This window comes from Bradyrhizobium sp. GW821-FHT12B03, assembly GCF_058807535.1.
Map to the genome: position 1 here is coordinate 41,784 of NZ_JBXAQU010000007.1, position 24,765 is coordinate 66,548.

23 protein-coding genes are annotated in these 24,765 nt (G+C 65.1%); 18 read left to right on the plus strand and 5 right to left on the minus strand.

Features of this window, described 5'->3' with window-relative positions; translation table 11 throughout:
* Positions 1 to 365: 365 nt before the first annotated feature.
* Positions 366 to 1,847 carry an NCS1 family nucleobase:cation symporter-1 gene (locus AC1RUR_RS15505; protein ID WP_492845383.1) on the minus strand — a complete coding sequence of 494 codons (1,482 nt, stop codon included), beginning with the start codon at positions 1,845 to 1,847 and terminating at the stop codon, positions 366 to 368.
* A 359-nt stretch (positions 1,848 to 2,206) separates the two neighbouring features.
* Entirely contained in the window at positions 2,207 to 3,154 is a 948-nt protein-coding gene (locus AC1RUR_RS15510; protein WP_492845385.1) for a TetR/AcrR family transcriptional regulator, read from the minus strand.
* 80 nt (positions 3,155 to 3,234) lie between these two features.
* On the opposite strand from AC1RUR_RS15510, the gene AC1RUR_RS15515 reads away from it, so the two are divergent.
* The 5 genes from AC1RUR_RS15515 (at position 3,235) to AC1RUR_RS15535 (ending at position 7,497) form a co-directional block, all read left to right on the plus strand.
* A complete protein-coding gene (locus AC1RUR_RS15515; protein ID WP_492845387.1) occupies positions 3,235 to 4,194 on the plus strand; it encodes an N-carbamoyl-D-amino-acid hydrolase in 960 nt (319 codons plus the stop codon).
* 559 nt (positions 4,195 to 4,753) lie between these two features.
* Entirely contained in the window at positions 4,754 to 5,308 is a 555-nt protein-coding gene (locus AC1RUR_RS15520) for a TetR/AcrR family transcriptional regulator (protein ID WP_492845389.1), read from the plus strand.
* A 52-nt stretch (positions 5,309 to 5,360) separates the two neighbouring features.
* Positions 5,361 to 6,554: an MFS transporter gene (locus tag AC1RUR_RS15525; RefSeq protein ID WP_492845391.1), complete on the plus strand. Its 1,194-nt coding sequence runs from the start codon at positions 5,361 to 5,363 to the stop codon at positions 6,552 to 6,554.
* A gap of 175 nt (positions 6,555 to 6,729) precedes the next feature.
* Positions 6,730 to 7,149 (plus strand): DUF4118 domain-containing protein, encoded by a 420-nt coding sequence (locus AC1RUR_RS15530; protein ID WP_492845393.1) that lies wholly within the window; start codon positions 6,730 to 6,732, stop codon positions 7,147 to 7,149.
* A gap of 138 nt (positions 7,150 to 7,287) precedes the next feature.
* Positions 7,288 to 7,497 (plus strand): hypothetical protein, encoded by a 210-nt coding sequence (locus tag AC1RUR_RS15535; protein ID WP_492845395.1) that lies wholly within the window; start codon positions 7,288 to 7,290, stop codon positions 7,495 to 7,497.
* A gap of 254 nt (positions 7,498 to 7,751) precedes the next feature.
* Here the strand turns inward: AC1RUR_RS15535 and AC1RUR_RS15540 are convergent, their stop codons facing one another.
* The gene (locus AC1RUR_RS15540) at positions 7,752 to 8,729 is read right to left on the minus strand and encodes a LysR family transcriptional regulator (protein ID WP_492845397.1); all 978 of its coding nucleotides are present in this window, start codon (positions 8,727 to 8,729) and stop codon (positions 7,752 to 7,754) included.
* A gap of 118 nt (positions 8,730 to 8,847) precedes the next feature.
* On the opposite strand from AC1RUR_RS15540, the gene AC1RUR_RS15545 reads away from it, so the two are divergent.
* From AC1RUR_RS15545 to AC1RUR_RS15595, 11 genes are all read left to right on the plus strand, one after another.
* Entirely contained in the window at positions 8,848 to 9,885 is a 1,038-nt protein-coding gene (locus tag AC1RUR_RS15545; RefSeq protein WP_492845400.1) for a class 1 fructose-bisphosphatase, read from the plus strand.
* Positions 9,886 to 9,897: 12 nt separating this feature from the next.
* Positions 9,898 to 10,773 carry a phosphoribulokinase gene (locus AC1RUR_RS15550; protein WP_492845401.1) on the plus strand — a complete coding sequence of 292 codons (876 nt, stop codon included), beginning with the start codon at positions 9,898 to 9,900 and terminating at the stop codon, positions 10,771 to 10,773.
* 14 nt (positions 10,774 to 10,787) lie between these two features.
* Positions 10,788 to 12,806 carry a transketolase gene (tkt, locus tag AC1RUR_RS15555; RefSeq protein WP_492845404.1) on the plus strand — a complete coding sequence of 673 codons (2,019 nt, stop codon included), beginning with the start codon at positions 10,788 to 10,790 and terminating at the stop codon, positions 12,804 to 12,806.
* A gap of 12 nt (positions 12,807 to 12,818) precedes the next feature.
* Positions 12,819 to 13,904, plus strand: coding sequence for a class II fructose-bisphosphate aldolase (gene fba / locus AC1RUR_RS15560; protein ID WP_492845406.1), 1,086 nt, complete (start codon positions 12,819 to 12,821; stop codon positions 13,902 to 13,904).
* 32 nt (positions 13,905 to 13,936) lie between these two features.
* On the plus strand, positions 13,937 to 15,397 hold the full coding sequence (locus AC1RUR_RS15565) for a form I ribulose bisphosphate carboxylase large subunit (protein WP_492845408.1): 1,461 nt from the start codon (positions 13,937 to 13,939) through the stop codon (positions 15,395 to 15,397).
* A gap of 11 nt (positions 15,398 to 15,408) precedes the next feature.
* On the plus strand, positions 15,409 to 15,813 hold the full coding sequence (locus AC1RUR_RS15570; protein WP_492845409.1) for a ribulose bisphosphate carboxylase small subunit: 405 nt from the start codon (positions 15,409 to 15,411) through the stop codon (positions 15,811 to 15,813).
* A 98-nt stretch (positions 15,814 to 15,911) separates the two neighbouring features.
* The gene (gene cbbX / locus AC1RUR_RS15575; protein WP_492845412.1) at positions 15,912 to 16,844 is read left to right on the plus strand and encodes a CbbX protein; all 933 of its coding nucleotides are present in this window, start codon (positions 15,912 to 15,914) and stop codon (positions 16,842 to 16,844) included.
* On the plus strand, positions 16,841 to 17,578 hold the full coding sequence (gene rpe, locus AC1RUR_RS15580) for a ribulose-phosphate 3-epimerase (protein ID WP_492845414.1): 738 nt from the start codon (positions 16,841 to 16,843) through the stop codon (positions 17,576 to 17,578). Before cbbX ends, rpe begins: the two co-directional genes overlap by 4 nt.
* Positions 17,579 to 17,756: 178 nt before the next feature.
* Positions 17,757 to 18,908, plus strand: a complete 1,152-nt coding sequence (locus AC1RUR_RS15585) for an FIST signal transduction protein (protein ID WP_492845417.1) — start codon at positions 17,757 to 17,759, stop codon at positions 18,906 to 18,908.
* 2 nt (positions 18,909 to 18,910) lie between these two features.
* Entirely contained in the window at positions 18,911 to 20,782 is a 1,872-nt protein-coding gene (locus AC1RUR_RS15590) for a putative bifunctional diguanylate cyclase/phosphodiesterase (protein WP_492845419.1), read from the plus strand.
* Positions 20,783 to 20,954: 172 nt separating this feature from the next.
* Positions 20,955 to 21,167: a hypothetical protein gene (locus AC1RUR_RS15595; protein ID WP_492845421.1), complete on the plus strand. Its 213-nt coding sequence runs from the start codon at positions 20,955 to 20,957 to the stop codon at positions 21,165 to 21,167.
* Positions 21,168 to 21,186: 19 nt separating this feature from the next.
* On the opposite strand, the gene AC1RUR_RS15600 is transcribed toward AC1RUR_RS15595, so the two are convergent.
* Complete coding sequence (locus tag AC1RUR_RS15600; protein WP_492845423.1) at positions 21,187 to 22,023, minus strand: universal stress protein; 837 nt, start codon at positions 22,021 to 22,023, stop codon at positions 21,187 to 21,189.
* Positions 22,024 to 22,237: 214 nt separating this feature from the next.
* Here AC1RUR_RS15600 and AC1RUR_RS15605 point away from each other — a divergent pair, with 214 nt between their 5' ends.
* Together AC1RUR_RS15605 and AC1RUR_RS15610 are read left to right on the plus strand one after the other, a co-directional pair.
* Positions 22,238 to 23,785: a Do family serine endopeptidase gene (locus AC1RUR_RS15605; RefSeq protein WP_492845425.1), complete on the plus strand. Its 1,548-nt coding sequence runs from the start codon at positions 22,238 to 22,240 to the stop codon at positions 23,783 to 23,785.
* Positions 23,786 to 24,058: 273 nt separating this feature from the next.
* Positions 24,059 to 24,421 (plus strand): hypothetical protein, encoded by a 363-nt coding sequence (locus tag AC1RUR_RS15610; protein ID WP_492845427.1) that lies wholly within the window; start codon positions 24,059 to 24,061, stop codon positions 24,419 to 24,421.
* A gap of 54 nt (positions 24,422 to 24,475) precedes the next feature.
* On the opposite strand, the gene AC1RUR_RS15615 is transcribed toward AC1RUR_RS15610, so the two are convergent.
* Positions 24,476 to 24,736 carry a DUF6496 domain-containing protein gene (locus tag AC1RUR_RS15615; protein ID WP_492845429.1) on the minus strand — a complete coding sequence of 87 codons (261 nt, stop codon included), beginning with the start codon at positions 24,734 to 24,736 and terminating at the stop codon, positions 24,476 to 24,478.
* Between the last annotated feature and the right edge of the window lie 29 nt (positions 24,737 to 24,765).

Genomic DNA, 24,765 nt, shown 5'->3' on the forward strand with positions numbered 1-24,765 from the left:
TGAGAGCGGTTCGTGGCCGCAATGGGAGTTTCTTTTGTCCGGCTTCAGACCGTGGGGAACCGTTGCAGATCGGCAACGCGGATCCATGTGCGCTGGCCGTCGCAGACGAGAGAGCGGTTTCCTGCGAAGTGGACACCAGTTCGCGCAAGTAAAACGCGTCAAAACAGGAATCTAGTCGGAACGGGGCTCTAGAGCTATCGCCCGAGTTCGCCTGCGGGTAAGTCGCGTCGTCCGAAGGCGAGGGCGGACTTCGACTGCGGCTCGTCAATCGCGCAGATTGAGATGATATCGCCTTGATTGAAGCAGCCTGACCGATGCGCCGGCCGAACCGGCTGGTGCCGGCTCGGCCGTCTGGATCCTGATTGTCATTCGCTCGCGGGGAGAGCGGCAATGACGCTGCTGTCCTGTTTCGAGAGCGCGCTGTAAGCGATCGCTCCGACGCTGGCGCCGATCAACCAGCCCCAGTCGCCAACGTTGAACATCAGCCCGTAGGCGCCCGCCAGCGACAGCCCGATCGACAGCGTGCCGGATACGGCAAGAGCAATCAGCGCCTTGTGGTTCCAGCCGCCGTCATAGTGGAATTCGCCGCTCGGCGACATCGTATAGAGGTCCTCCAGCACGACGATCTGCCGCTTCACAAGGTAGTAGTCGGCGATCATGATGCCGAACATCGGCCCCAGTGCCGAGCCGAAGATGCTGACGAACAGCGTGATGGCCGATGGGCTTGCGACGAACAGCCACGGACACACCAGCACCGACAGGATCGACGTGATAAGGCCCCCCAGCTTGAAATTGATTCGCTGGGGATTGAGGTTGGAGATGTCGTAAGCCGGTGAAACGAAGTTGGCGACGATGTTGATGCCCATCGTCGCGACGATGAAGGTGATCGATCCGATGATGACGACGAACGGATTGCCGATCTTTTCCACGATCAGTACGGGATCCATGATCGCCTCCCCGAACACCTTCAGTGTACCGGCCGTCACGATCACCGTGATGATCGAGAAGACCAGGAAGTTGACGGGCAGGCCGAGGAGATTGCCCATCTTCATGGCTTGCTCATCCTTGCCGAACCGGGCGAAGTCGCCGAAATTGAGCAGGAGGGCCGAGAAGTAGGCCACGATCAGCATCGCGGCATTCGCCATCACGCCAATCGTCGCGGCGTTGGAGGCGGCCGGCGGGCTGAGCTGAAGGGACAGGCTCGAGAATCCGGCTTGCCACAGCATCCAGATCGCCAGCGCGAACATGACGACGTAGACCACCGGCCCGCAGAAATCGATGAAGCGGCGGATGCGCTCCATGCCGCTCAGGAAGATGACAAGCTGGAACAACCACATGAAGAGGAAGCTGAACCACGCGAGCGTGGACAGGCCGACGATGCTGTTGTGGGTGAGATCGGCGGCCGACGGCACCAGGGTGACGATCAGGACCTGCACGGCCTTCGAGGCGAAATAGGTTTGCACGCCGTACCAGACGATCCCGACGACGCCTCGCACCATGGCGGCAAGATTGGCGCCCATCACCCCGAATGAGATGCGGGCCACGACCGGGAACGGAATGCCGTAGCGCAGCGACGGGCGTCCGATCAGATTCATCAGGAAGTAGACCGCCGTGATGCCGACCAGCATGGAGATCAGCACCTGCCAGCCGGTCAGGCCGAGGAAGAACAGGCTCGCAGCGAACGTGTAACCGCCGACGGAGTGGACGTCCGACATCCACATCGCAAACAGGCTGAACACGCCCCAGGTGCGGCCCTCCGGGGCCGTCGGCGCGAGGTCGTGGTTATAGAGTTTCGGGTGAGCACCGGTAATGACCAGGGTCGGAACTTCGCCGCTCTTGGATGACATAGCCTGTACCTCAACTGCTGGCCGCCGGGTGCGATTGCTCTGCGGCAATTGTTGCGCTGTCGGGGAGCCCGCCGATTTCAGCGGTGGTCCCCGTGTCGATGCCTGTACTGCGAGGCGACCGGAGCGCAGCAAACATCGTACCAATTTCTAACGATCGGTAAAATTATTTTACAAGTCCGGTTTTGAGCTGGCGAAACCTGCTGTTCACCAGCGAACCTGGCGCGGCGACAGGCATCGACACATCGATCGTTTTGAAGGGATTGGAGAGAGGCCCGTCGTAACGCCAGGTCAGCACCGGCTGGCGCAGAGAAAGCCCCACAAAACAAAAAGATGCGCGCCCTCGCGGGCGGCGCCGAGGTTCACGCCTTGTGGCGGTCGCCGGCCTTGCGGGGACGGTTGGATTTGGCGGGAGCCGGTCCATCGCCTTCGAGGCCCAGACCTCCGAGGACGAGTTGGACGATCGTCGCCTTGGCCGCGTCGTAGTCGACCTGTTCGAGCTGCCGCTTCTGCTTCATGACGGTCATTTGGCTCGAAAAATCGGCATATGCCTGGGTCATTGCCCAGATACAGAAGAAGAGATCGGCCGCGCTGATCGGCCGGATGGCTCCGCTCGCCACCCACTGATCGACGGTTTTCACCTTGTCGAGCAGCAGCGGGGTTGAAACTTTCTCGATGAAGCTGCCGATATATTGAGCGCCGCTGATGATTTCATTGGCGTAGATGCGCGACAAATGTGGGTGATCTCGCGAGAAATCGACTTTCTTGTGGATGTATTGGGTGAGGATCGTCTTGATGTCGGTCGCGGTATCGAGGCTGTCGATATCTCTGGCCCACATGTTCATCGCGCGCTCCAGGATCGCGCGATACAGGTCCTCCTTGTCCTCGAAGTAGTAATAGATGTGCGGCTTCGCGATCGATGCCTTCTTGGCGATCAGCGCAGTCGTTGCGCCACGGAAGCCGAAATGCCCGAAAACGAACTCGGCGGCATCGAGGATCTTTCCTTCGATATCCGGCCCTGGAGGCGGCTTGCGCCGGCCCTTCGGAGCAAGGCGGATACGAAAGAGCTTGAGTTTGTCGGCTGACGTAGCGGGCATGACGCCTTCCTGGAAAGCATTGTCCGTCCGCTCGGCAGGGCTGAACGGGTCACAGGCTCGGTTGCGTGGGCGATTCCAGGCCGCAAATTGCCCCGCCCATCCCGGTTTATCAAGCGGCGAGGCGGACTGTCGACGGCCTGAGGGGGAGAGTACGGCATAACGCGCCGTGGGACTGCGAAGTCGTATCCGAGGTATGCACATCCGGCTCAGCACCTGAGCGGCCTGTGCGCGTGGCGTGGCGCGCGCTAAGCTCGGCTCAATGCGATCGAAGAACCAAACGAAGGAAAAGACGCGTGGCGAGATTTGTGAATGTTGCGGCTGGCCAGCTTGGCCCGATTGCGCGCGCCGAGACGAGGACTGCGGTCGTGGCGCGGCTGATGGCCCTGATGCGCCAGGCCAAGGCCAACGGCTGCGACCTGATCGTCTATCCCGAGCTCGCGCTGACCACGTTCTTTCCGCGCTGGTATTTCGAGGATCAGGCCGAGATCGACAGTTTCTTCGAGCGCGAGATGCCGGGGGCAGAAACGCGAGGCCTGTTCGACCTCGCGCGCGAGATCGGTATCGGGTTCTATCTCGGCTATGCCGAGCTGACGGTCGAAGCCGGAATTGTCAGGCGCTACAACACCGCCATCCTGGTGGACAAGAGCGGCGCGATCGTCGCGAAATACCGCAAGGTCCATCTGCCCGGCCATGCCGAGCACGAGCCGTGGCGCAAATTCCAGCATCTGGAAAAGCGCTATTTCGAGCCTGGCGCCGGCTTCGGTGTGACCGACGCTTTCGGTGGCGTGATGGGCATGGCGATCTGCAACGACCGCCGCTGGAGCGAAACCTATCGCGTGATGGGCCTCCAGGGCGTCGAGATGGTGATGATCGGCTACAACACGCCGGTGCACAATCCGCCCGCGCCCGAGCACGATGACCTCTCGCTGTTCCACAATCATCTGGTGATGCAGTCCGGCGCCTATCAGAACGGCACCTTCGTGGTCGGCGTCGCCAAGGCCGGCATCGAGGAAGGCGTCGACCATATCGGCGGCAGCTGCATCATCGCGCCCTCCGGCGAGATCGTCGCGCGATGCACGACCAAGGGCGACGAGATCGCGCTGGCGCGCTGCGATCTCGATCTCTGCCAGTCCTACAAGCGCACCACCTTCAATTTCGACATCCACCGCCAGCCCCGCGCCTACGGGATGATCGTGGAGCGGAAGGGCGTGACCACCATGGCGGACGGCACGCCGGTGCGGCCGAAGGGGTAAGCCGCTCTGTTGCGTTGGTCTGCGCTGCCTTCCAACGTCGTCCTGGCTTTCGCCAGGACGACAATTGCCCCGACGGGCAAAACACCTGCACGGCTGTCCCCGCCTTCGCGGGGAATGACAGTGGTGCCTGGAGGACGAAGCCGCTGCCCCTTGCTCCGTCATTGCGAGCGCAGCGAAGCAATCCAGAATCCCTCCGCGGAAAGGCTCTGGATTGCTTCGTCGCAAGGGCTCCTCGCAATGACGGCATTGAGAGAACGTGCCCCACGCTCCACTCTCGTGCCCCGGACGCAGCGCAGCGTCACTTCGACGGTGCGCTGCTGAGCCGGGGCCCATGTCGCCGCGTTAGACTGGGTCGTTTCTGGGTCCCGGCTCTGCGCAGCAACGCTTACGCGTTGCCGCTTGTCCGGGACACGAGAGCTGGCAATTGTGCTTATCCACTCTCATCACAACCACGTGTCTTTATTCGGAAACGATCATTCCCTATTATCCCGCAATGCAAAAATCCGCCCGCCGATCGCAAGCCGTTTCCCAGCCACCCGGTCGTCCCCGGGAGTTCGACATGGACACGGCCCTGGACGGGGCGGTGCGGGTGTTTTGCGAGCGCGGCTATCATGCCACCTCGATCGGCGACCTCACCGCCGCGATGCGGCTTGCCACCGGCAGCGTCTACAAGGCGTTTCGCGACAAGCATGCCGTGTTCCTCGCCGCCTTCGAGCGCTACGCCACGGTGCGCCGGGAGCAGACCCGCGCTGCTGCCGCGCGCGGTGCCAATGGCCGCGAGCGGCTGCGCCATATGCTGCTGTCCTATGTCGAGCACTCCCAGGGCAGCGAGGGGCGCCGCGGCTGCATCGTGGTCGGCAGCGCGGTCGAGCTCTGCGCGGTCGATCCGGCGGTCCGCGCCCGCGTCAATGCGCAGCTCGCGACCAACGAGAGCTTCATCGCCGGCCTCATTCGCGAAGGCCAGGCCGACGGCTCGATTCCGGACCATGTCGCGGCCGACGACACCGCGCGGCTGATGATCTGCATCACGCAGGGCCTGCGCGTCGTCGGCAAGGCGCGCCTGCCGCTCGACGGCGAGCGCCTTGTCGGCGTCGCGATGAAGCTGCTCGACTGAATTCATGTCCTATTAGGGAACGATCGTTCCCGATATTTCGGAGACCGTGTAAATGACGATGAATGCCACCATCGAGACCGCGCCCGAGCCGGATGCGGTGTCGCAGCGCCTGACCTTCGTGCTTGCCGCGGCCTGTGGCATGGTCGCCGCCAATATCTACTACGCCCAGCCGCTGATCGCCCCGATCAGCGCTGCGCTCGGCCTGTCGCACGCGGCGGCGGGACTGATCGTCACCATGACGCAGATCGGCTACGGCACCGGGCTGCTCCTCATCGTGCCGCTCGGCGATCTCGTCGAGAACCGCACGCTGATCTGCTCGGTCATCACGCTCGGCGCGGCGGCACTGCTCGCCGCCGCGTTCGCGACGCATGCGCTGCCGTTCCTGATCGCGGCGTTGTTCATCGGGCTCGGCTCGGTCGCGGTGCAGATCATCATTCCCTATGCGGCGCATCTGGCGCCGGAGGCGATCCGCGGCCGCGTCGTCGGCAACGTCTCGACCGGCCTGATGCTCGGAATCATGCTGGCGCGCCCGGTGTCGAGCTTCGTCACTGCGGCCTCGTCGTGGCATGCGGTGTTCTTCGCCTCCGCCGCGCTGATGATCGTGCTCGCCGCCGTGCTCTGGATGGTGCTGCCGAAGCGCAAGCCCGTGGCGCGCATGCATTACGGCACGCTGCTGCTGTCGATGCCCCATCTGGTGCGCACCATGCCGCTGCTCCGGCGCCGCGCGCTCTACCAGGCCAGCCTGTTCGGCTGCTTCACGCTGTTCTGGACGGTCGCGCCGCTCCAGCTCGCCTCCGTGTTCGGCTTCTCCCAGCGCGGCATCGCGCTGTTCGCGCTGGCCGGTGTCGCCGGCGTGTTCGCCGCGCCCATCGCGGGGAGGCTCGCCGATCGCGGCCACAGCCGCATCGCGACGCTGATCGCGATGTTGCTGGCGGCCATGGGCTTCCTCGTGACTTATGTCGGCGCGGCCGGCTCGATGCTGAACCTCGCCTGCCTGGTGGTGGCCGCGATTGTCATCGATATCGGCGTGCAGGGCAACGTCGTGCTCGGCTTCCGCGCGATCTTCGCGCTCGGGCACGAGCACCGCAGCCGCCTCAACGGGCTCTATATGGCGACCTTCTTCGCGGCCGGCGCGGCCGGCTCTGCGGTCGGCGCCTGGGCCTTCGCGCAAGGCGGCTGGGCGCTGTCCTCGGCCATTGGCCTCGCGCTGCCCGTCGCGGGCCTGCTCTATGCGGCCACCGAGTAGCCGCCAGCCACGGCCGGAATTGAAGGCCGGAATTGCACGGTGGGGGCGTTTACCAAGCCTCGGAGACGTGGCCCTGCGAGGCCTGGGCCGGCGCAATTTCCACCTCGCGGTTTGCCTGCCGCTGTAGTACTTTGGTCGCAAGCGGGCCCGGTCAACGGGCGGCAGGGGGAGGCTGATGAGGCGTGCGGGGCTGTTTGGCGTACCGCGGGTACGGCCATGGTCGTGGCAGGCGTTCCTGCTCGGATTCGTCGTCGTCGGACTAGCGGCGGTGCTTCAGGGCATTTGCGTCGCGCTCGGCGCAAAACTCTATTTCGCGGCGTTCCTGCCCGGCCTGTTCGTGCTCGGACTGGTCGCGGGCGCGCCGGCGGCGGCATTCGCCGCGGTGCTCACCGTTCCGCTGGTGTGGTGGGCGTTCATACCGCCCGTCTTCCAGTTCACTCCGCTCTCCAGCGCGAACGCGGATTCCATCAACCTGTTCTGTCTCCTCGCCGTGCTCCTGATCGGCCTTGCCGATCTCTGCCGCGAGACGATGACGATCATCAGCCGCGGCGGGCTGAAGCGTTCGGGCGAAAGCGCGGCAACGAATTCGCAATAAATGGACGCCGCGCGGCAGCGCGCGTTGCGCCCACGCAACAGTCCGGCAACCATCCGCGCGTTTGCCGGACGCTGCTAACTTTTCGAAAAAGATTTGGCCGCAATTTCTCCCCCGGGAATGACGAGGGAGTTTTCGGACATGAATGGCCAAGTCAACGGGCACGCCATCCTGAAGAACGTGCGCCGCTATCGCGGCATCGCATCGCTCTATCGCCAGACCGCTGCATTCCGCCCGGGCCAGAGCTGGTCGCTGCTGGAGCAGGCGAGGGACTGGGAAGCGCGGGCGCTGTCGGAGCTGGAAGCCTATTTCGCCGCGCGCATGGACTACGCGGCTCCGCTTGCGGCTTGATCGTTAACCATCGCCGCGAGATCGGCGACGAACAGCGGCGATCGCTGGCACTAGTCGGGAGCAGAATCCGTGGCGACTACGGAGTTACCCCGGCGCCCGCACATGATAGCAAGTCGCCCGAATCTCCTTCACGCCGGCCGGGGGCGCGCGATGACCACCTTCAACCGCATCTTCACCACAGAGCGCCTGCTTCAGATCATCGTCATTCTCGCGGCAACGGTCGCGATGAAGCTGATGGGCTGAACGTCGGCGGGCTACCGCTCGCCGAACTCGGGCACGTCGGGCAGATAGTTCGACCCCTCCGAGCCCAGAAAATCGAACATCGCCTGCGCCGGCGGCAGCAGCACCTTGTCGCTGCGGCGGATCACGTACCATTGCCGCACGATCGGCAGGCCCGCGACGTCGAGCACGATCAGGCGGCCTTCGGCGAGCTCGTGCGCCACGGTGTGGGCCGAGATGAAGGCGATGCCGAGCCCGGCGATGACCGCCTGCTTGATGGTCTCGTTGCTGCTCATCTCCATGCCGATGACCGGCTCGAGGTCCGACTTCTGGAACATGCCCTCCATCAGCGTGCGCGTGCCCGATCCCGGCTCGCGCGTGAGGAAGGTCTCGTGCACGAGGTCGGTCAGGCTGAGGCCGGAATCCTTCTCCAGCCAGTGTCCCTTGCGGGCGACGATGATGTGCGGATTGCGCCCGAGCTGACGGACGTCGACGCTGACGTCGGCCGGTGGCCGACCCATCACCGCGAAATCGAGGTCGTAGCCGTGCATGGCCTCGCGGATCTCCTCGCGATTGCCGATGGTCAGCCTGATCTCGATCTTCGGGTACCGCTTGGTGAACGCCGCAATCGCATGCGGGACGAAATACTTCGCGGTCGAGACCGCGCCGAGATGCACGGTGCCGCCGGTCCGCCCGGCGAGCAGGTCGAGCGCGCCCTGGCAGTCCATGATCGCGGCTTCGACCCGCTCGGCCAGCGCCAGCACCTCCTTGCCCGCCTCCGTCAGCAGCATGCCGTCACCGGTCCGCTGTACCAGCGGCAAGCCTGCAAGGTCCTGAAGCTGGCGAAGCTGCTGCGTCACCGCGGGCTGCGTCAGCCCGAGCTGGCTCGAGGCCGCCGTGACGCTGCCCTTGGCCGAAAGCGCCGCAAGCGAGCGCAGCTGCCGGATCGTCAGATGCCGGAGCTGGGCCGTCGCGTGGCCAGGACCATTATAAGAAAATTCTTTGGCGCTCATTATGAATAGAAATTTTCCTTATTAAGCCTCCGCTGTCAATCTCCTGATGCCGGGACCGACTGCACCGACCTCCGCCGGGGAGGGAATGGGTGCGGCGCCGGCCAGGGGATGGACGCAGATGACCGGGCAACTCAGGCTGGACGATCACCTTCAACGGTACTCGGAGACCGCGCCCCACGCGCTGGTGGTGGCGACCGCAGTCGATGCCATCGCGGCAGCTGCGATCGAGATCGCCGACCTCATCGGCACCGGCGATCTCGCGGACGCCTCGGGCCTGACCACCGGCCGCAACAGCGACGGCGACGTCCAGCGCGATCTCGACGTGCAGGCGGATGCGATCCTGCGCCGCTGCCTCGGCAAGCTGCCGATCGCGGCGCTGGCGTCGGAGGAGATGCGCGAGCCGCAGATCTGCGACCGCGAAGGCCGCATCTGCGTCGCGATCGATCCGCTCGACGGCTCCTCCAACATCGACATCAACATGACCGTCGGCACGATCTTCTCGATCCTGCCCGCGCCTGACGATCTCGCGCTCGCCTTCCATCAGCGCGGTTCGGCACAGCTCGCGGCGGGCTTCGTCACCTACGGTCCGCAGACCTCGCTGGTGCTGACGCTCGGCGACGGCGTCGACATCTTCACGCTCGACCGCAAGGCCGGCTGCTTCCGCCTCGCGCGCAGCGCCGTGCAGATCTCCGAGGCGGGCGAGGAGTTCGCGATCAACGCGTCCAATCGCCGGCATTGGGATCCGCCGGTGCGCGCCTTCGTCGACGAATGCCTCGCCGGCGTCGAAGGCCCCGCCAATCACGATTTCAACATGCGCTGGATCGGCTCGTTGGTCGCCGAGGCCTATCGCATCCTCACCCGCGGCGGCGTGTTCCTCTATCCCTCGGATGCGCGCCCAGGTTATGGCGACGGCCGGCTGCGCCTCACCTACGAAGCGCACCCGATGGCCATGATTATCGAGCAGGCCGGCGGCTCCGCCACGACCGGGCGCGAGCGCATCCTCGACCTATCAGCGCAAAGCCTGCACCAGCGCGTGCCGCTGATCATGGGCTCGAGCAACCAGGTGCGGCGCGTCGAGGAGCTGCATTGCGATCCGCTGCTGGTTGCCAGCGTCTCGGCGCCGCTGTTCGCGCGGCGCGGCTTCTTCCGGCTGTGAGGAGGGCGACACATGTCCAGGAAGCATCCGATCATCTCCATCACCGGCTCCTCCGGCGCGGGCACGACCTCGGTCAAGAAGACGTTCGAGCAGATCTTCTTCCGCGAGAAGGTCAACGCCGTCTACATCGAGGGCGACGCCTTCCACCGCTACGACCGCGTCGAGATGCGCACGCAGATGGCGAAGGAGGCCGAGCGCGGCAACAGGCATTTCAGCCATTTCAGCCCCGAGACCAACCTGTTCGAGGAGCTGGAGCGTGCCTTCCGCGACTACGGCGAGACCGGTACGGCGACGACGCGGCACTATGTGCACGATGCCGAGGAATCAGCGCTGCACGGTGCGGCGCCCGGCACCTTCACTGAATGGGAGCGGCTGCCGGAGAATTCGGACCTGCTGTTCTACGAGGGCCTGCACGGTGCCGTCGTCACCGACAAGGTCAATGTCGCGCGTTACGCCGACCTGAAGATCGGCGTCGTGCCCGTCATCAATCTCGAATGGATCCAGAAGCTGCATCGTGATCGCAGCGCGCGCGGCTATTCGACCGAGGCCGTCACCGACACGATCCTGCGGCGGATGCCGGATTACATCCACTACATCTGCCCGCAATTCACCGAGACCGACATCAACTTCCAGCGCGTGCCGACGGTGGACACCTCCAATCCGTTCATCGCGCGCTGGATCCCGACGCCGGACGAATCGATGGTTGTGATCCGCTTCAAGAACCCGCGCGGCATCGACTTCCCCTATCTGCTCTCGATGCTGCCGCACAGCTGGATGTCGCGCGCGAACTCCATCGTGTGCCCCGGCGCCAAGCTGGACCTTGCGATGCAGCTGATCCTGACGCCGCTGATCATGCAGCTCATCGAGCGCAAGCGAAACCTGAAGTGAAGAGGGAGGATCCAATGAACATCTCCGTCCACGCCGAAGCCGACCTCACGGCGGTCGCGCACAACGACCTCGCCAACGCCGTCCGCTTCCTCGCGGTCGATGCCATCGAGACGTCGCAGTCCGGTCATCCCGGCCTGCCGATGGGCATGGCCGATGTCGCGACCGTGCTGTTCTCGCGCTTCCTGAAATTCGACTCCGCGCACCCGAACTGGCCGGATCGGGATCGCTTCGTGCTCTCGGCGGGCCACGGCTCGATGCTGCTCTATGCGTTGCTGCATCTGACCGGCGGCGCCGTCAGCCTCGACGACATCAAGGCCTTCAGGCAATGGGGCTCGAAGACGCCGGGCCATCCGGAATACGGCCACACGCCTGGTGTCGAGACCACGACTGGGCCGCTGGGGCAGGGCATCGCCACTGCCGTCGGCATGGCGCTCGCCGAGCGCATGGCCAATGCACGGCATGGCGACGGGCTCGTCGACCACTTCACCTATGTCATCGCCGGCGACGGCTGCCTGATGGAAGGCATCAGCCAGGAGGCGATTTCGCTCGCCGGCCATCTCGGGCTCGGCCGCCTGATCGTGCTGTTCGACGACAACGGTATCTCCATCGACGGTCCGACGTCGCTTGCGACATCGGACGACCAGCTCGCGCGCTTCGCTGCGTCCGGCTGGTCGGTGCGCCGCGTCGACGGCCACGATCCCGAAGCGGTTGCACGGGCGATTGCCGAAGAGCGCGAGACCGCAAAGCCGTCGCTGATCGCCTGCCGCACCATCATCGGTTATGGGGCGCCTGATAGACAGGGCACCGAGAAGGCGCATGGCGCGCCGCTCGGCAGCGAGCAGACCGCGGCGGCGCGCCGAACGCTCGGCTGGGACTATCAGCCCTTCGTGGTGCCTGTCACGATCCTGAAGGCGTGGCGGATGATCGGACAGCGCGGGCAGGTCGAGCGTCTCGCCTGGCTCGATCGCTACGAAAGTGCGACGCCCGAGCAGCGTGATCTGTTCGTCGAGGGCAAGGCCGTCGCTCTTCCCGCCACCTTCGCGCTGGCCGCGGCGAAATTGCGCGAACGCTTTGCCAGCGAACGGCCACGAATCGCGACGCGGCAGGCCTCGCAACAGGTGCTCGACGGCATCGCCGGGACAATTCCAGGCCTGGTCGGTGGCTCCGCGGACCTGACTCATTCGAACCTGACCCACGCGAAGGTGCAAGTCCCGGTCACGCGCGGCGCGTTCGCCGGCGACTACATCCACTACGGCATTCGCGAGCACGGCATGGCGGCCGCGATGAACGGTCTCGCGCTGCATGGCGGCTTCATTCCCTATGGCGGGACGTTCCTGGCGTTCTCCGACTACAGCCGGCCGGCGATCCGACTTGCGGCCCTGATGCGTCTGCGCGTCATCCATGTGATGACGCACGACTCCATCGGCCTCGGCGAGGATGGCCCGACGCATCAGCCGGTCGAGCATCTCGCGGCGCTGCGCGTCATTCCGAACCTGCTCGTGTTCCGGCCGGCTGACGCCGTGGAGACGTTGGAGGCCTGGGATTGCGCGCTTGCGGCGGAGCACCGTCCCTCGGTGCTCTGCCTGTCGCGGCAAGCCCTGCCGACCTTCCGCAGCGATGCGCGCGGTCAAAACCGCGTCGCGCGCGGGGCCTATCTCGCCGTCTCGCCGGATGGCGGCCGCGACGTGACGCTGATGGCGACGGGCTCGGAAGTTTCGATCGCGCTGGAAGCCGCCCGCCTGCTCGCGACCGAACACATCCGCGCAGCCGTGGTCTCGGCGCCATGCTTCGCCCTGTTCGAAGAGCAGCCGGAGGATTACCGCGCCGCCGTGCTCGGCACCGCGCCGCGTGTCGGGATCGAGGCGGCTGTGCTCGGCGACTGGCCGCGCTGGATCGGTGCTGAGGGCGAGTTCGTCGGCATGCGCGGTTTCGGCGCCTCGGCACCGGCGCCGGTGCTGTATCGCGAGTTCGGCATCACGCCGCAAAACATTGCGGAAGCCGCCCGCCGGGCGATCGCCCGCAAGAGCCAATAAGGAGGACGACCCGTGGCCCGTATCACCCTTCGCCAACTGCTCGATCACGCCGCCAGCCATGGCTACGCGGTGCCGGCGTTCAACATCAACAACATGGAGCAGGGCATCGCGATCATGCAGGCGGCCGCCGAGGTCGATGCGCCCGTGATCATCCAGGCCTCGCGCGGCGCGCGCAGCTATGCCGGCGATCTCATGCTCTCGCACATGATCGACGCGCTGGAGCGGACTTATCCTGACATCCCGCTCTGCATGCACCAGGACCACGGCAATGACGAGGCGACCTGCGCCAGCGCCATTGCCCATGGCTTCACTTCGGTGATGATGGACGGCTCGCTCAAGGCCGACGCCAAGACGGCGGCCGACTACGACTACAATGTCGCGATCACCCGCAGGGTCGTCGATCTCGCCCATTGGGTCGGCGCCTCGGTCGAAGGCGAGCTCGGCGTGCTCGGCTCGCTCGAGCATGGCGGCGGCGAACAGGAGGACGGTCACGGCGTCGAGGGCAAGGTCAGCCACGACCAGCTGCTGACCGACCCCGACCAGGCGGTTGATTTTGTCCGTGCGACAAAAGTCGATGCGCTGGCCATCGCGATGGGCACCTCGCACGGCGCCTACAAGTTCAGCCGTAAGCCCGATGGCGACATCCTGGCGATGCGCGTGGTCGAGGAGATTCACCGCCGGCTGCCGAACACGCATCTGGTCATGCACGGATCGTCCTCGGTGCCGCAGCCGCTGCAGGACATGTTCAACCAGTTCGGCGGCGAGATGCCGCAGACCTGGGGCGTGCCGGTCGAGGAGATCGTTCGCGGCATCAAGAGCGGTGTGCGCAAGGTCAATATCGACACCGATTGCCGGTTGGCGATGACTGCGGTGTTCCGGAAGGTGGCCGCGCAAACGCGCTCCGAGTTCGATCCGCGCAAGTTCCTCAAGCCCGCGATGGACGCGATGCGCGAGCTCTGCCGCGACCGCTTCGAGCAGTTCGGTACCGCAGGTCACGCCAGCAAGATCAAGGTGATTCCGATGAGCGAGATGGCGCGGCGCTATCGTGCCGGCGAGCTCGATCCGCGCGTCGACGCCCGAGAGTCGGTCGCGGCCTAGATCATTCAGAGAGAGAAGAGCAGGAGAGAGCCATGAATGCACATGCAGGAACCGTCCGCGGCAAAGAGCGCTATCGATCGGGCACGATGGAATACGCGCGCATGGGCTATTGGGAGCCCGAGTACACGCCGAAGGACACCGACGTCATTGCACTGTTCCGCGTGACTCCGCAGGAAGGCGTCGATCCGATCGAGGCATCCGCTGCCGTTGCCGGTGAATCCTCGACCGCGACCTGGACCGTGGTGTGGACTGACCGGCTGACGGCCGCGGAAAAATATCGCGCGAAATGCTATCGCGTCGATCCGGTGCCGGGCACGCCGGGCTCGTATTTCGCCTACATCGCCTACGACCTCGACCTGTTCGAGCCGGGCTCGATCGCCAACCTTTCGGCCTCGATCATCGGCAACGTGTTCGGCTTCAAGCCGCTGAAAGCGCTGCGCCTGGAGGACATGCGTTTCCCTGTCGCCTATGTGAAGACGTTCCAGGGACCGGCGACCGGCATCGTGGTCGAGCGCGAGCGGCTCGACAAGTTCGGCCGGCCGCTGCTGGGCGCAACGGTGAAGCCGAAGCTCGGCCTGTCCGGCCGCAATTACGGCCGCGTGGTTTACGAGGCGCTGAAGGGCGGTCTCGACTTCACCAAGGACGACGAGAACATCAACTCGCAGCCCTTCATGCATTGGCGCGATCGCTTCCTCTATTGCATGGAGGCGGTGAACCGCGCGCAGGCGGCCTCCGGCGAGGTGAAGGGCACTTACCTGAACATCACCGCGGGGACGATGGAGGACATGTACGAGCGCGCGGAGTTCGCGAAAGAGCTCGGATCGTGCATCGTCATGATCGACCTCGTGATCGGCTACACCGCGATCCAGTCGATGGCCAAATGGGCGCGTCGCAACGACATGATCCTGCATCTGCATCGCGCCGGCCACTCGACCTATACGCGGCAGAAGAGCCACGGCGTGTCGTTCCGCGTCATCGCAAAATGGATGCGGCTCGCCGGCGTCGACCACATCCACGCCGGCACGGTGGTCGGCAAGCTCGAAGGCGATCCCAACACCACGCGCGGCTATTACGACGTCTGCCGGGAAGACTTCAATCCGATGAAGCTCGAGCACGGCCTGTTCTTCGACCAGTCCTGGGCGAGCCTCAACAAGATGATGCCGGTGGCCTCCGGCGGCATCCACGCCGGCCAGATGCATCAGCTGCTCGATCTGCTCGGCGAGGACGTCGTGTTGCAATTCGGCGGTGGCACGATCGGCCACCCCATGGGAATTGCGGCCGGCGCGATCGCCAACCGTGTGGCGCTGGAAGCGATGATTCTCGCGCGCAACGAGGGCCGCGACTACGTCCATGAAGGACCGGAGATCCTGGCCAGGGCGGCCGAGACCTGCACGCCGCTCAAGGCCGCGCTCGAAGTCTGGAAGGACGTGACCTTCAACTATCAGTCCACCGATACGCCGGACTTCGTGCCGACGGCGCTGGAAACCGTTTGAGGAGATGCGACATGAAACTGACCCAGGGCTGCTTCTCGTTCCTGCCTGACCTGACCGACGACCAGATCGGCAAGCAGGTGCAATATTGCCTGGCCAACGGCTGGGCGGTGAACATCGAGTTCACCGACGATCCGCATCCCCGCAACACCTATTGGGAGATGTGGGGCCTGCCGATGTTCGATCTCCAGGACGCCGCCGGCGTGATGATGGAGCTCGCCGAATGCCGCAGGGTGTATGGCGACCGATACATCCGTATCAGCGGCTTCGATTCCAGCCATGGCTGGGAATCGGTGCGAATCTCGTTCCTCGTCAACCGGCCGCCGCGGGAGGTCGAATTCGAGCTGGTGCGGCAGGAAGTGGGAGGACGCGCGATCCGCTACACCACCATGCGAAAGGCACCCGCACACGTCTCCTAGTCATCCGTTTCCGCGCGGAGCTCTCCCTGCTCCGTATCCTTGGCGGACCACTGCTTCGCCGCTTCCCCCGCGGCGAAGCCCTTTTCTTCGAGGTACCGATGCTCGATGTGCCCCATGCGACGATAGCCGAACACGGCGAGACCAGTTTCGATCTCCGCAAGGAGGCCGAGGCGGCCGGGATCACCGATACGCTGCAGCAGCTCGAGCAGGAGCTGGTCGGCCTCCGGCCGGTGAAGAGCCGCGTGCGCCAGATCGCCTCGCTTCTGCTGGTCGAACGCATCCGGCAGCGCGCGGGACTGGCCTCGGCGCCGCCGACGCTGCACATGTCTTTCACGGGCAATCCCGGCACCGGCAAGACCACGGTGGCGCTGCGCATGGCGAAGATCCTGCACGGGCTCGGCTTCGTGCGGCGCGGGCAGGTGGTTTCCGTCACGCGCGATGATCTCGTCGGCCAGTATATCGGTCACACCGCGCCGAAGACGAAGGAGATCCTGAAGAAGGCGATGGGCGGCGTGCTGTTCATCGACGAGGCCTATTATCTGCACCGGCCCGACAACGAGCGCGACTACGGCCAGGAATCGATCGAGATCCTGCTCCAGGTGATGGAGAACCAGCGCGAGGACCTGGTCGTGATCCTGGCCGGCTACGGCGAGCGGATGACGAGCTTCTTCGCCTCCAATCCCGGCTTCCGTTCGCGCATCGCCCATCACATCGATTTTCCCGACTATGCGGAAGCCGAGCTGCTCGTCATCGCCGAGCTGATGCTGAAGGAGCGCGGCTATCGCTTCTCGGCGACCGCGCGCGAGGCCTTTGAGAAATACATCGCGTTGCGGCGGACCCAGCCGTTCTTCTCCAACGCCCGCTCGATCCGCAATGCCGTCGACCGCATCCGCTTGCGGCAGGCCGATCGCCTGGTGTCCGACCTCGACCGCATGCTCGACGTCGCCGACCTCGAAACGATCGATCCCGCTGACGTGCTGGCAAGCCGTGTCTTCAGCGGCGGGGCGGATGCGCGGAGTGCAAAGCCATGACCAGAGAGATCCTCATCGCCCCCTCGATCCTGGCCGCAGACTTCGCCCGCCTCGGCGAGGAGATCGCGGCCATCGACGCGGCGGGCGCCGACTGGATCCATTGCGACGTGATGGACGGACATTTCGTCCCGAACATCAGTTTCGGCGCCGATGTCATCCGGGCGATCCGGCCGGTGACGCAGAAGGTCTTCGACGTGCATCTCATGATCGCGCCGGTCGATCCCTATCTCGAGGCGTTCGCGCGGGCCGGGGCGGACGTCATCACCGTCCACGCCGAAGCCGGCCCGCATCTCGACCGCTCGCTTCAGGCGATCCGCGCGCTCGGCAAGAAGGCCGGTATCAGCCTGTGCCCGGCGACGCCGGAGAGCGCGATCGAATATGTTCTCGATCGTGTCGATCTGGTGCTGGTGATGACGGTCAATCCTGGCTTTGGCGGCCAGTCCTTCCTTGAATCGCAGCTCGAAAAGATCAAGCGCATTCGCACCATGATCGGCGACAGGCCGATCCGGCTCGAGGTCGATGGCGGCATTACGCGCGACAATGCTGCTGCCGTCGCCGCTGCGGGTGCCGATACGCTGGTGGCGGGATCCGCGGTGTTCCGCGGCAGGAGCAGCGCCGACTATGCCCGCAACATCGCGGCCATCCGCGTCGCCGCGGAAGCGGGGCGGGTTCCAAAATTGCAGAATAGTTCCGCTCTGCCACTGCGCGCCGGTGAGGCTGCGCTCATCCGGTAGATTACGGAAGCGCCGCTGGCGCGATCGGCGTCTTTCCGGGGTCCTACGGAGAATCGATCGTGAATTGGCAGCATCCTTCATGCCGGGGTAACCAACGGTCGTGAAGCAGATGCGCGATTAACGACGAGGCAATGCGCCGCGCCACAATCTGTGGTTCAAGAACCGCAGAGAGCGTGGGATGCACATTCAATATCTTCACTGGAATGCTGCCCATGGTTGGCGCGGAGCGAACGCCCTGAGCGAGCCTGCCCAGCTCGTGCTCTATTTCGGCAGCCGTGAAGGGCTGGTTGGTGGCGAGCGTTATCGCGAGCTGCGTGGCCTCTATCCCGATAGCCATGTCGTCGGTTGCAGCGCGGGCGGGCAGATCCATGGCGATGACATTTGTGACGACGAGGTCGTCGCGGTCGCCCTGCGTTTCGAGCGCACCCGGGTCCGGCTTGCAAGCGAGATCGCGGCGTCACGCGACGACTCGCGGGCCTGCGGCGAGCGGCTGGCCCGGCGGCTTGCGGCACCCGATCTGGCGGGCCTCTTCGTCCTGTCCGACGGGCTGGTCGTGAACGGCAGCGAACTGGTCGCCGGGATCACCGGGATCGTGGGACCAGACTTGCCTGTCACGGGCGGGCTCGCGGCCGACGCCACGAAATTCGAACAGACGCTGGTCGGTGTCGATGGCGAGCCGGAGCCTAGCCGCGTCGCCGCCATCGGCTTCTACGGCGCGTCCTTCCGCTTCGCGCATGGCTGCGCCGGCGGGTGGGACGTGTTCGGTCCGAGCCGAAAGGTCACGAGATCCGAAGGGTCCGTGGTGATGCAGCTCGATGGCGAACCGCCGCTCGACCTCTACACCCGTTACCTCGGCGAGGAGGAGGCCGCGGCAATGCCGGGCTCGGGCCTCGCATTCCCGATGCGCATTCACGACGAAGCCGAACCGGATCGGCAGATCGTGCGCTCCGTCTTCGCGGTGGATCGCAATGCCCGCACTCTGACGTTCGCGGCCGACATTCCGGAAGGATGCACCGCGCAGTTGATGCGGGCCAATTTCGACAGTCTCGCCGCCGGCGCAGGCGAGGCCGGCCGGCAGGCGCGCAACGCGCTTGCGGACGGGATCGTCGGCGACAAGCTCGCGATCCTGGTGAGCTGCACCGGGCGCCGCAGGGTCATGGGTCAGCGCACGCAGGACGAGCTGGATGCGGTCGGCGCCGAGCTCGGGCCCGACGTGGTCCGTATCGGCTTCTACTCCTATGGCGAGATCGCCCCACCGGTGGCGTCCGGACGCTGCGAACTGCACAACCAGACCATGACCGTCACCATGATCGCAGAGGCGGCCGATTGATCATGCATCGCTTGTTGGCAAGACAGCTTCGTCAAGCGACGGACGAATCCGGCCAGGTCGATCTGACCAGGCTCGGTGAGCTCGTCAGCGCGGCCTATGAGGAGAGCGACAGCGACCGCCGCCGCACCGACCGCGCGATCAAGCTGATGATCGAGGAGCTCGAGCAGACGCACAGGCGCGCCGAGCAGGACTCGCTCCGGGCGCGCGAATTCCTCGACAGCATCATCGAGAACATTCCGATCGCGGTGTTCGCCAAGGACGCGAAGGATTCCCGCTACGTCCTGCTCAACCGCGCCGGCGAGGAGTACTACGGAAGGCCCCGCGAAGCGATGCTGGGCAAGACCCCCGAGCAGATCTTTCCGGAGGACGTCGCCCGCATCGTCAATGAGCAGGATCGTCGGGTCGTGGACACCGGCGAGCCGATGTTCCTGGAGGGACATCTGCTCGAAGTCGGTGTCAAGGGTCACGATCGCGTCGTCAATTCACGCAAGCTGCTGATCAGGGATGGGAGCGGTACACCTCAATACGTGGTCGGTGTGATCGAGGACGTCACCGAGCAGCTCGCAAGCCAGGCACGCATCAGTCATCTTGCCCATCATGACGCCTTGACCGACCTGCCGAACCGCAGCGCCTTCAACGCGGAGCTGGGCGAACGGCTGGAGCGGGCGCAGGAGACGTCGACCAGCTTTGCGGTGCTCAGCCTCGATCTCGACCGCTTCAAGGAGGTCAACGACGTGTTCGGCCACCCCGTCGGCGACATGCTGATGCGGGCGGCGGCGGATCGTCTTGCCGCGGAAGCCGATGGCGCCTTCGTCGCCCGTATCGGCGGCGACGAGTTCATGATCCTGATGGCGGACAACCTTCGCCGCGAGGACGTGCTGGCGCTTGCCGAGCGCCTGGTCGAGGCGATCGGCAAGGAGCTCGAGGTCGACGACTATCTCTCCCATGTCGGCCTGAGCGTCGGCGTCGCCGTCTATCCGGATGACGGCGTGGATGCCGCGACGCTGCTCGCCAACGCCGATTCCGCGCTCTATCGCGCCAAGCGCGAGGGCAGGGGCAGGGTCCGTTTCTTCGAAACCGAGATGGATCAGGAACTGCGCGACCGCAGGCTGTTGCAGCACGATCTGCGACAGGCACTGGAGCAGAACCAGTTCGTCGTCTATTTCCAGCCGCAGGCGCGGATGGACGGCGAGGTCATCGGCTTCGAGGCGCTGCTGCGCTGGAATCACCCGACCCGTGGCTTCGTGCCGCCGGACCAGTTCATTCCGCTCGCCGAGGAGAATGGGCTGATCGTCGAGATCGGCGAATGGGTGTTGCGTGAGGCGTGCCGCGAGGCGGCGTCCTGGCCGCGGCCGTTGCAGGTCGCGGTCAATTTGTCACCGGTCCAGTTCCAGGCCGGCGACCTCGAACGTTCGATCCACCAGATCCTGCTGGAGACGGGGCTCTCGCCGATGCGGCTCGAGGTCGAGATCACCGAGGGAATCCTGATCGGGGATTTCACCCGCGCGCTCAATCTGCTGCGGCGGCTGAAGGCGCTCGGCATCCGCATCGCGATGGACGATTTCGGCACCGGCTACTCCTCGCTGTCCTACCTCCAGTCGTTTCCGTTCGACAAGATCAAGATCGATCGCAGCTTCATCTCCAATCTCGAGGCGACGCCGCAATCGGCCGAGATCGTCCGCGCGGTGCTCAGCCTCGCGCACGCGCTGAATATCCCGGTCGTCGCCGAAGGAGTGGAGACGGAAGCGCAGCGTGCCTTCCTGGCGCACGAGGCCTGCGAGGAGATGCAGGGCTATCTGGTCGGCCGTCCCGACCTGATCGAGCGTTATCTCGACCTGGTCGGCATGACCGTGGAACACCGCCTCTACGCCTGATTGCGTCGGGGCTAGAGTTCCAGGGCGACGCTCGGAACTCTATTTCTTGCAACCCATTCTCGAAAATTAATCCAGGTCAGGCCCGTTGTGCAGGCAGCAAATGTTTTGCATAACCGCCATCGGCCTGACGCAAATCAGGGCAATAAGCTCAGAGAATGCGAGGGAGGGTCTCATGGAGAACGTACGTCGCTACCGGGCGCTGGCGTCCCTCTGTCGTCAGCAGGCGGCCTACCGGCCGCTCCAGAACTGGGAACTCCTCGGCCAAGCCGAACATTTCGAATATCTTGCCGAGATCGCGCTGAAGGCGCATTTCGACGCGTGCAATGCGCAACGCGACGAGGACATCCTCGCGACCACAGCGTGGGAGACCCCCGCCGCGGCATGAGGGCGTCGGGCCGGCTTCGCTAGTGCGACATCAGCGTCGGGATCGTCATGGCCTCCAGCATGGCGCGGGTGACGCCGCCGAGAATGCGCTCCTGCAATCGCGAATGGCCGTAGCCGCCCATCACCAGGAGATCGAGGCTCTCGTCGGCCGCCAGCGACAGGATGGTCGGTTGAATCTCGGAGCGGGCGGCTGACAGGCCGACCGTGCGGGTCGAGAGCCCGCGCCGGCCGAAATGCCTTGCCAGATTGCTTGCCGATACTTCGCCAGGCACTGCATCGGCTTCATTGATCGTGATGATCACGATCTCTTCGGCGCGCGCCAGGAAAGGTGCGGCGTCGCGCACCGCGCGGGCAGCGAGCCGGCTGCCGTCCCAGCAGATGCCGATCCGCCTTGCCTTGAAGGCGCCACGGAAGGTGTACGGCAGGAACAACACCGGGCCGCCCGCCTGGAACAGGATCTCGCGAGGCAGGTCGTTGTCGAACGAGCCTTGCGACGGATCAGGCTGGAGCACGATGCTGAGATCGTGCAGCCGCGCCATCTCGCCGAGCGAGCTGGCTGCATCCGCCGGGACCGCGCCGATTGGGCGGCATGTGTAGGAAATGCCGGCATTCGCCGCTTCGCTTCCGAACACCGCGAGCGCGGCCTCGGCCCGCTCCGCTGCGCGCTCACGTTCCAGTTCGAACACGGCCGCCACGGCCGCACCGCCCTCCATGACGTAGGCCGCACCGGTTGTGGCATAGCCGACCGCGACCGCGTCGAGATGGGCGTTGAGATGCGCCGCGAGCGAGATCGAGCCGTCGAGCACGGGACGCATCGGCCGCTCGGTCGGGACGTGGACGAGAATGTCTTTGTACATGGCGTGCCTCCGATGGACATCATCCGGTGGCCGCAGTCTTTCACTGCGCGCGGGGCCTGCGTTGAGCTGCATCAAATGAGCAGCCCCGATTTTTTGGCCGTGCCGCCGGCGGCAACGACTTTGCCAAGATTTAATCGCGTGGACGGGACGCCGTAAGGTGCGAGCGGCCATGTTGTGTGCAAGGCGACACCTGACCCAACATGGACATTTCGACATGAACGATCGCGTCAATTCCGACACCACCACGTCCCGCATGATCTTGAAGCCGCGCCGGCTTGCGCTGCTTGGTACCGTGGCCGCGCTCGGCGTGGCCGTGCTGGCTGCTTCGCCCGGCGCGTCGCCGCTCGGCGTGACCGCCTTCATCGCGCCGGCCCGGGCCGCGGAAAGCGCCACAACCCCGCCGGGCTTTGGCGACCTCGTCGCCAGGGTCAAACCCGCCGTCATCTCGGTGCGGGTCAGGATAGACCAGGCCAACGACAAGAGCGCGATGCTGCAACAGAACCGGATGGACTCCGACGAGGATTCGCCGTTCGACCAGTTCTCGCGGCAGTTCGGCTTCCGCTTTCCGGGTGGCATGAACGGCATGCCGCGCCAGCGGCACCAGATGATCACGGGCGAAGGCTCCGGCTTCTTCATCTCCGCCGACGGCTATGCCGTGACCAACAACCATGTCGTCGACCACGCCGAGTCCGTGCAGGTGACCATGGACGACGGGGCGACCTACACCGCGAAGGTGGTCGGCACCGATCCGAAGACCGATCTCGCCCTGATCAAGGTCGATGGCAAGAAGGACTTTCCATTCGTCAAGTTCTCGGACCAGAAGCCGCGGATCGGCGACTGGGTGGTCGCGGTCGGCAATCCCTTCGGCCTCGGCGGCACCGTGACCGCCGGCATCGTCTCGGCCAGCGGCCGCGACATCGGCAATGGCCCCTATGACGACTTCATCCAGATCGACGCGCCCATCAACAAGGGCAACTCCGGCGGTCCGGCCTTCGACATGAATGGCAACGTGATCGGCGTAAACACCGCGATCTTCTCGCCGTCGGGCGGCTCGGTCGGCATCGGTTTCGACATTCCGTCCACGACCGCAAAGCTCGTCGTCGCGCAGTTGAAGGACAAGGGTGCGGTCACGCGCGGCTGGCTCGGTGTGCAGGTGCAGCCGGTGACCGCCGAGATCGCCGACAGCCTTGGCCTGAAGGAGGCACGCGGTGCGATCGTCGACAATCCGCAGGACGATAGCCCGGCGGCGAAGGCCGGCATCGAGGCGGGCGACGTCATCACCGCCGTCAACGGCACCGCGATCAGGGACTCCCGCGATCTCGCCCGCACCATCGCCACGCTGGCGCCCGGCACCTCCGTGAAGCTCGACGTCTTCCACAAGGGCGGAGCCAAGACGGTGACGCTCGCGCTCGGCGAACTGGCGAACGAGCGGCAGGCCCAGGGCGACGGAAAGGCCGACGAGGGCAAGGCGCAGCCGGGTGCGGGCACGCCGCGCCTCGGGCTCAGCCTGGCACCGGCCGGCGACGTGCAGGGCGCCGGCCAGAAGGGCGTCGTCGTCACCGAGGTCGATCCGCAAGGGCCGGCGGCGCAGCGCGGTATCCAGACCGGCGACGTCATTCTCAATGTCGGGGGCAAGCCCGTCGCCAATGTCCGCGACGTCCGCTCGGAGCTGGTGCAGGCCAAATCATCCGGCAAGAACAGCGTGCTGTTGCAGGTCAGAAGCGCGGAGGCGACCCGGTTCGTCGCAGTGCCGCTCGCGTAAGTCGAAATCTTCCAGCGCAAATCCAAAAAGGCGGCCTTCGGGCCGCCTTTCTTCGTCCGGCTCCGAGATACCCACAGGCCGCCGATAACATTCTCGTTAACGGCAGCATTGATGACGGGTTCGTCCGAAAAAGCCGCGTTCGCTGGTCAGAGTTCGGAGTCGCGTAGGGCCTTGGCGGCAATGAAGACGCCCGGGCGAGTTGCAAGAGTGGAACTTCGGACGCGCGGCCGTTTTGTGGAACCGGCCGGTGGTTCGTATTTGATCGGTGCCGACATGGATCGATTGAAGTTCTCGCTGAGACGTGCGCTGCTGGTGGCGCCGCTCGTGCTGTCGGCTGGAAGCGCCCTGGGGCGCGATGACGGCCGCTACGCCGACTCGCCGCTCAAGCCCTGGTTCGACAGTCTGCGCAGCCATCTCGGCCCGTGCTGCTCGGACGCCGACGGATTTGCCGTCTCGGATCCCGATTGGGAGTCGCATGACGGGCACTATCGCGTACGCCTCGATGGGCAGTGGGTCGATGTGCCCGATGAAGCCGTCATCACCGAGCCGAACCGTGTCGGCCGCACCATGGTGTGGCCGGTGAAGACTGCGTTCGGAATTGCCATCCGCTGCTTCATGCCGGGCAGCATGATCTAACGCCGGTTGCCACTATCGCTTGGCGGATTTGCGCTTCGACGTTCTCTTCGACGTTCACTTTGACGTTTTCTTGGCGGTCTTCCTCGTCGTCGTCTTCCTGGCCGCCGTCCGCCTCGATGCCTTCTTCGGGACCTTCTTGCCTTTCTTGCGCGCCTCCGACAGGCCGATCGCGATCGCCTGCTTGCGGCTCTTCACCCGTCCGCCACGGCCGCCGGGGCCGCTTCTTGCGGTACCCTTCTTGTAGCGTCGCATCTCGCGCTCGACATCGCTGCCGGCGCTGCGCGAGTAGCGGCGCTTTGTTGCCTTGCGTGCCATCAACTCTCTCCCTCGGCTAGGCGAGAGAA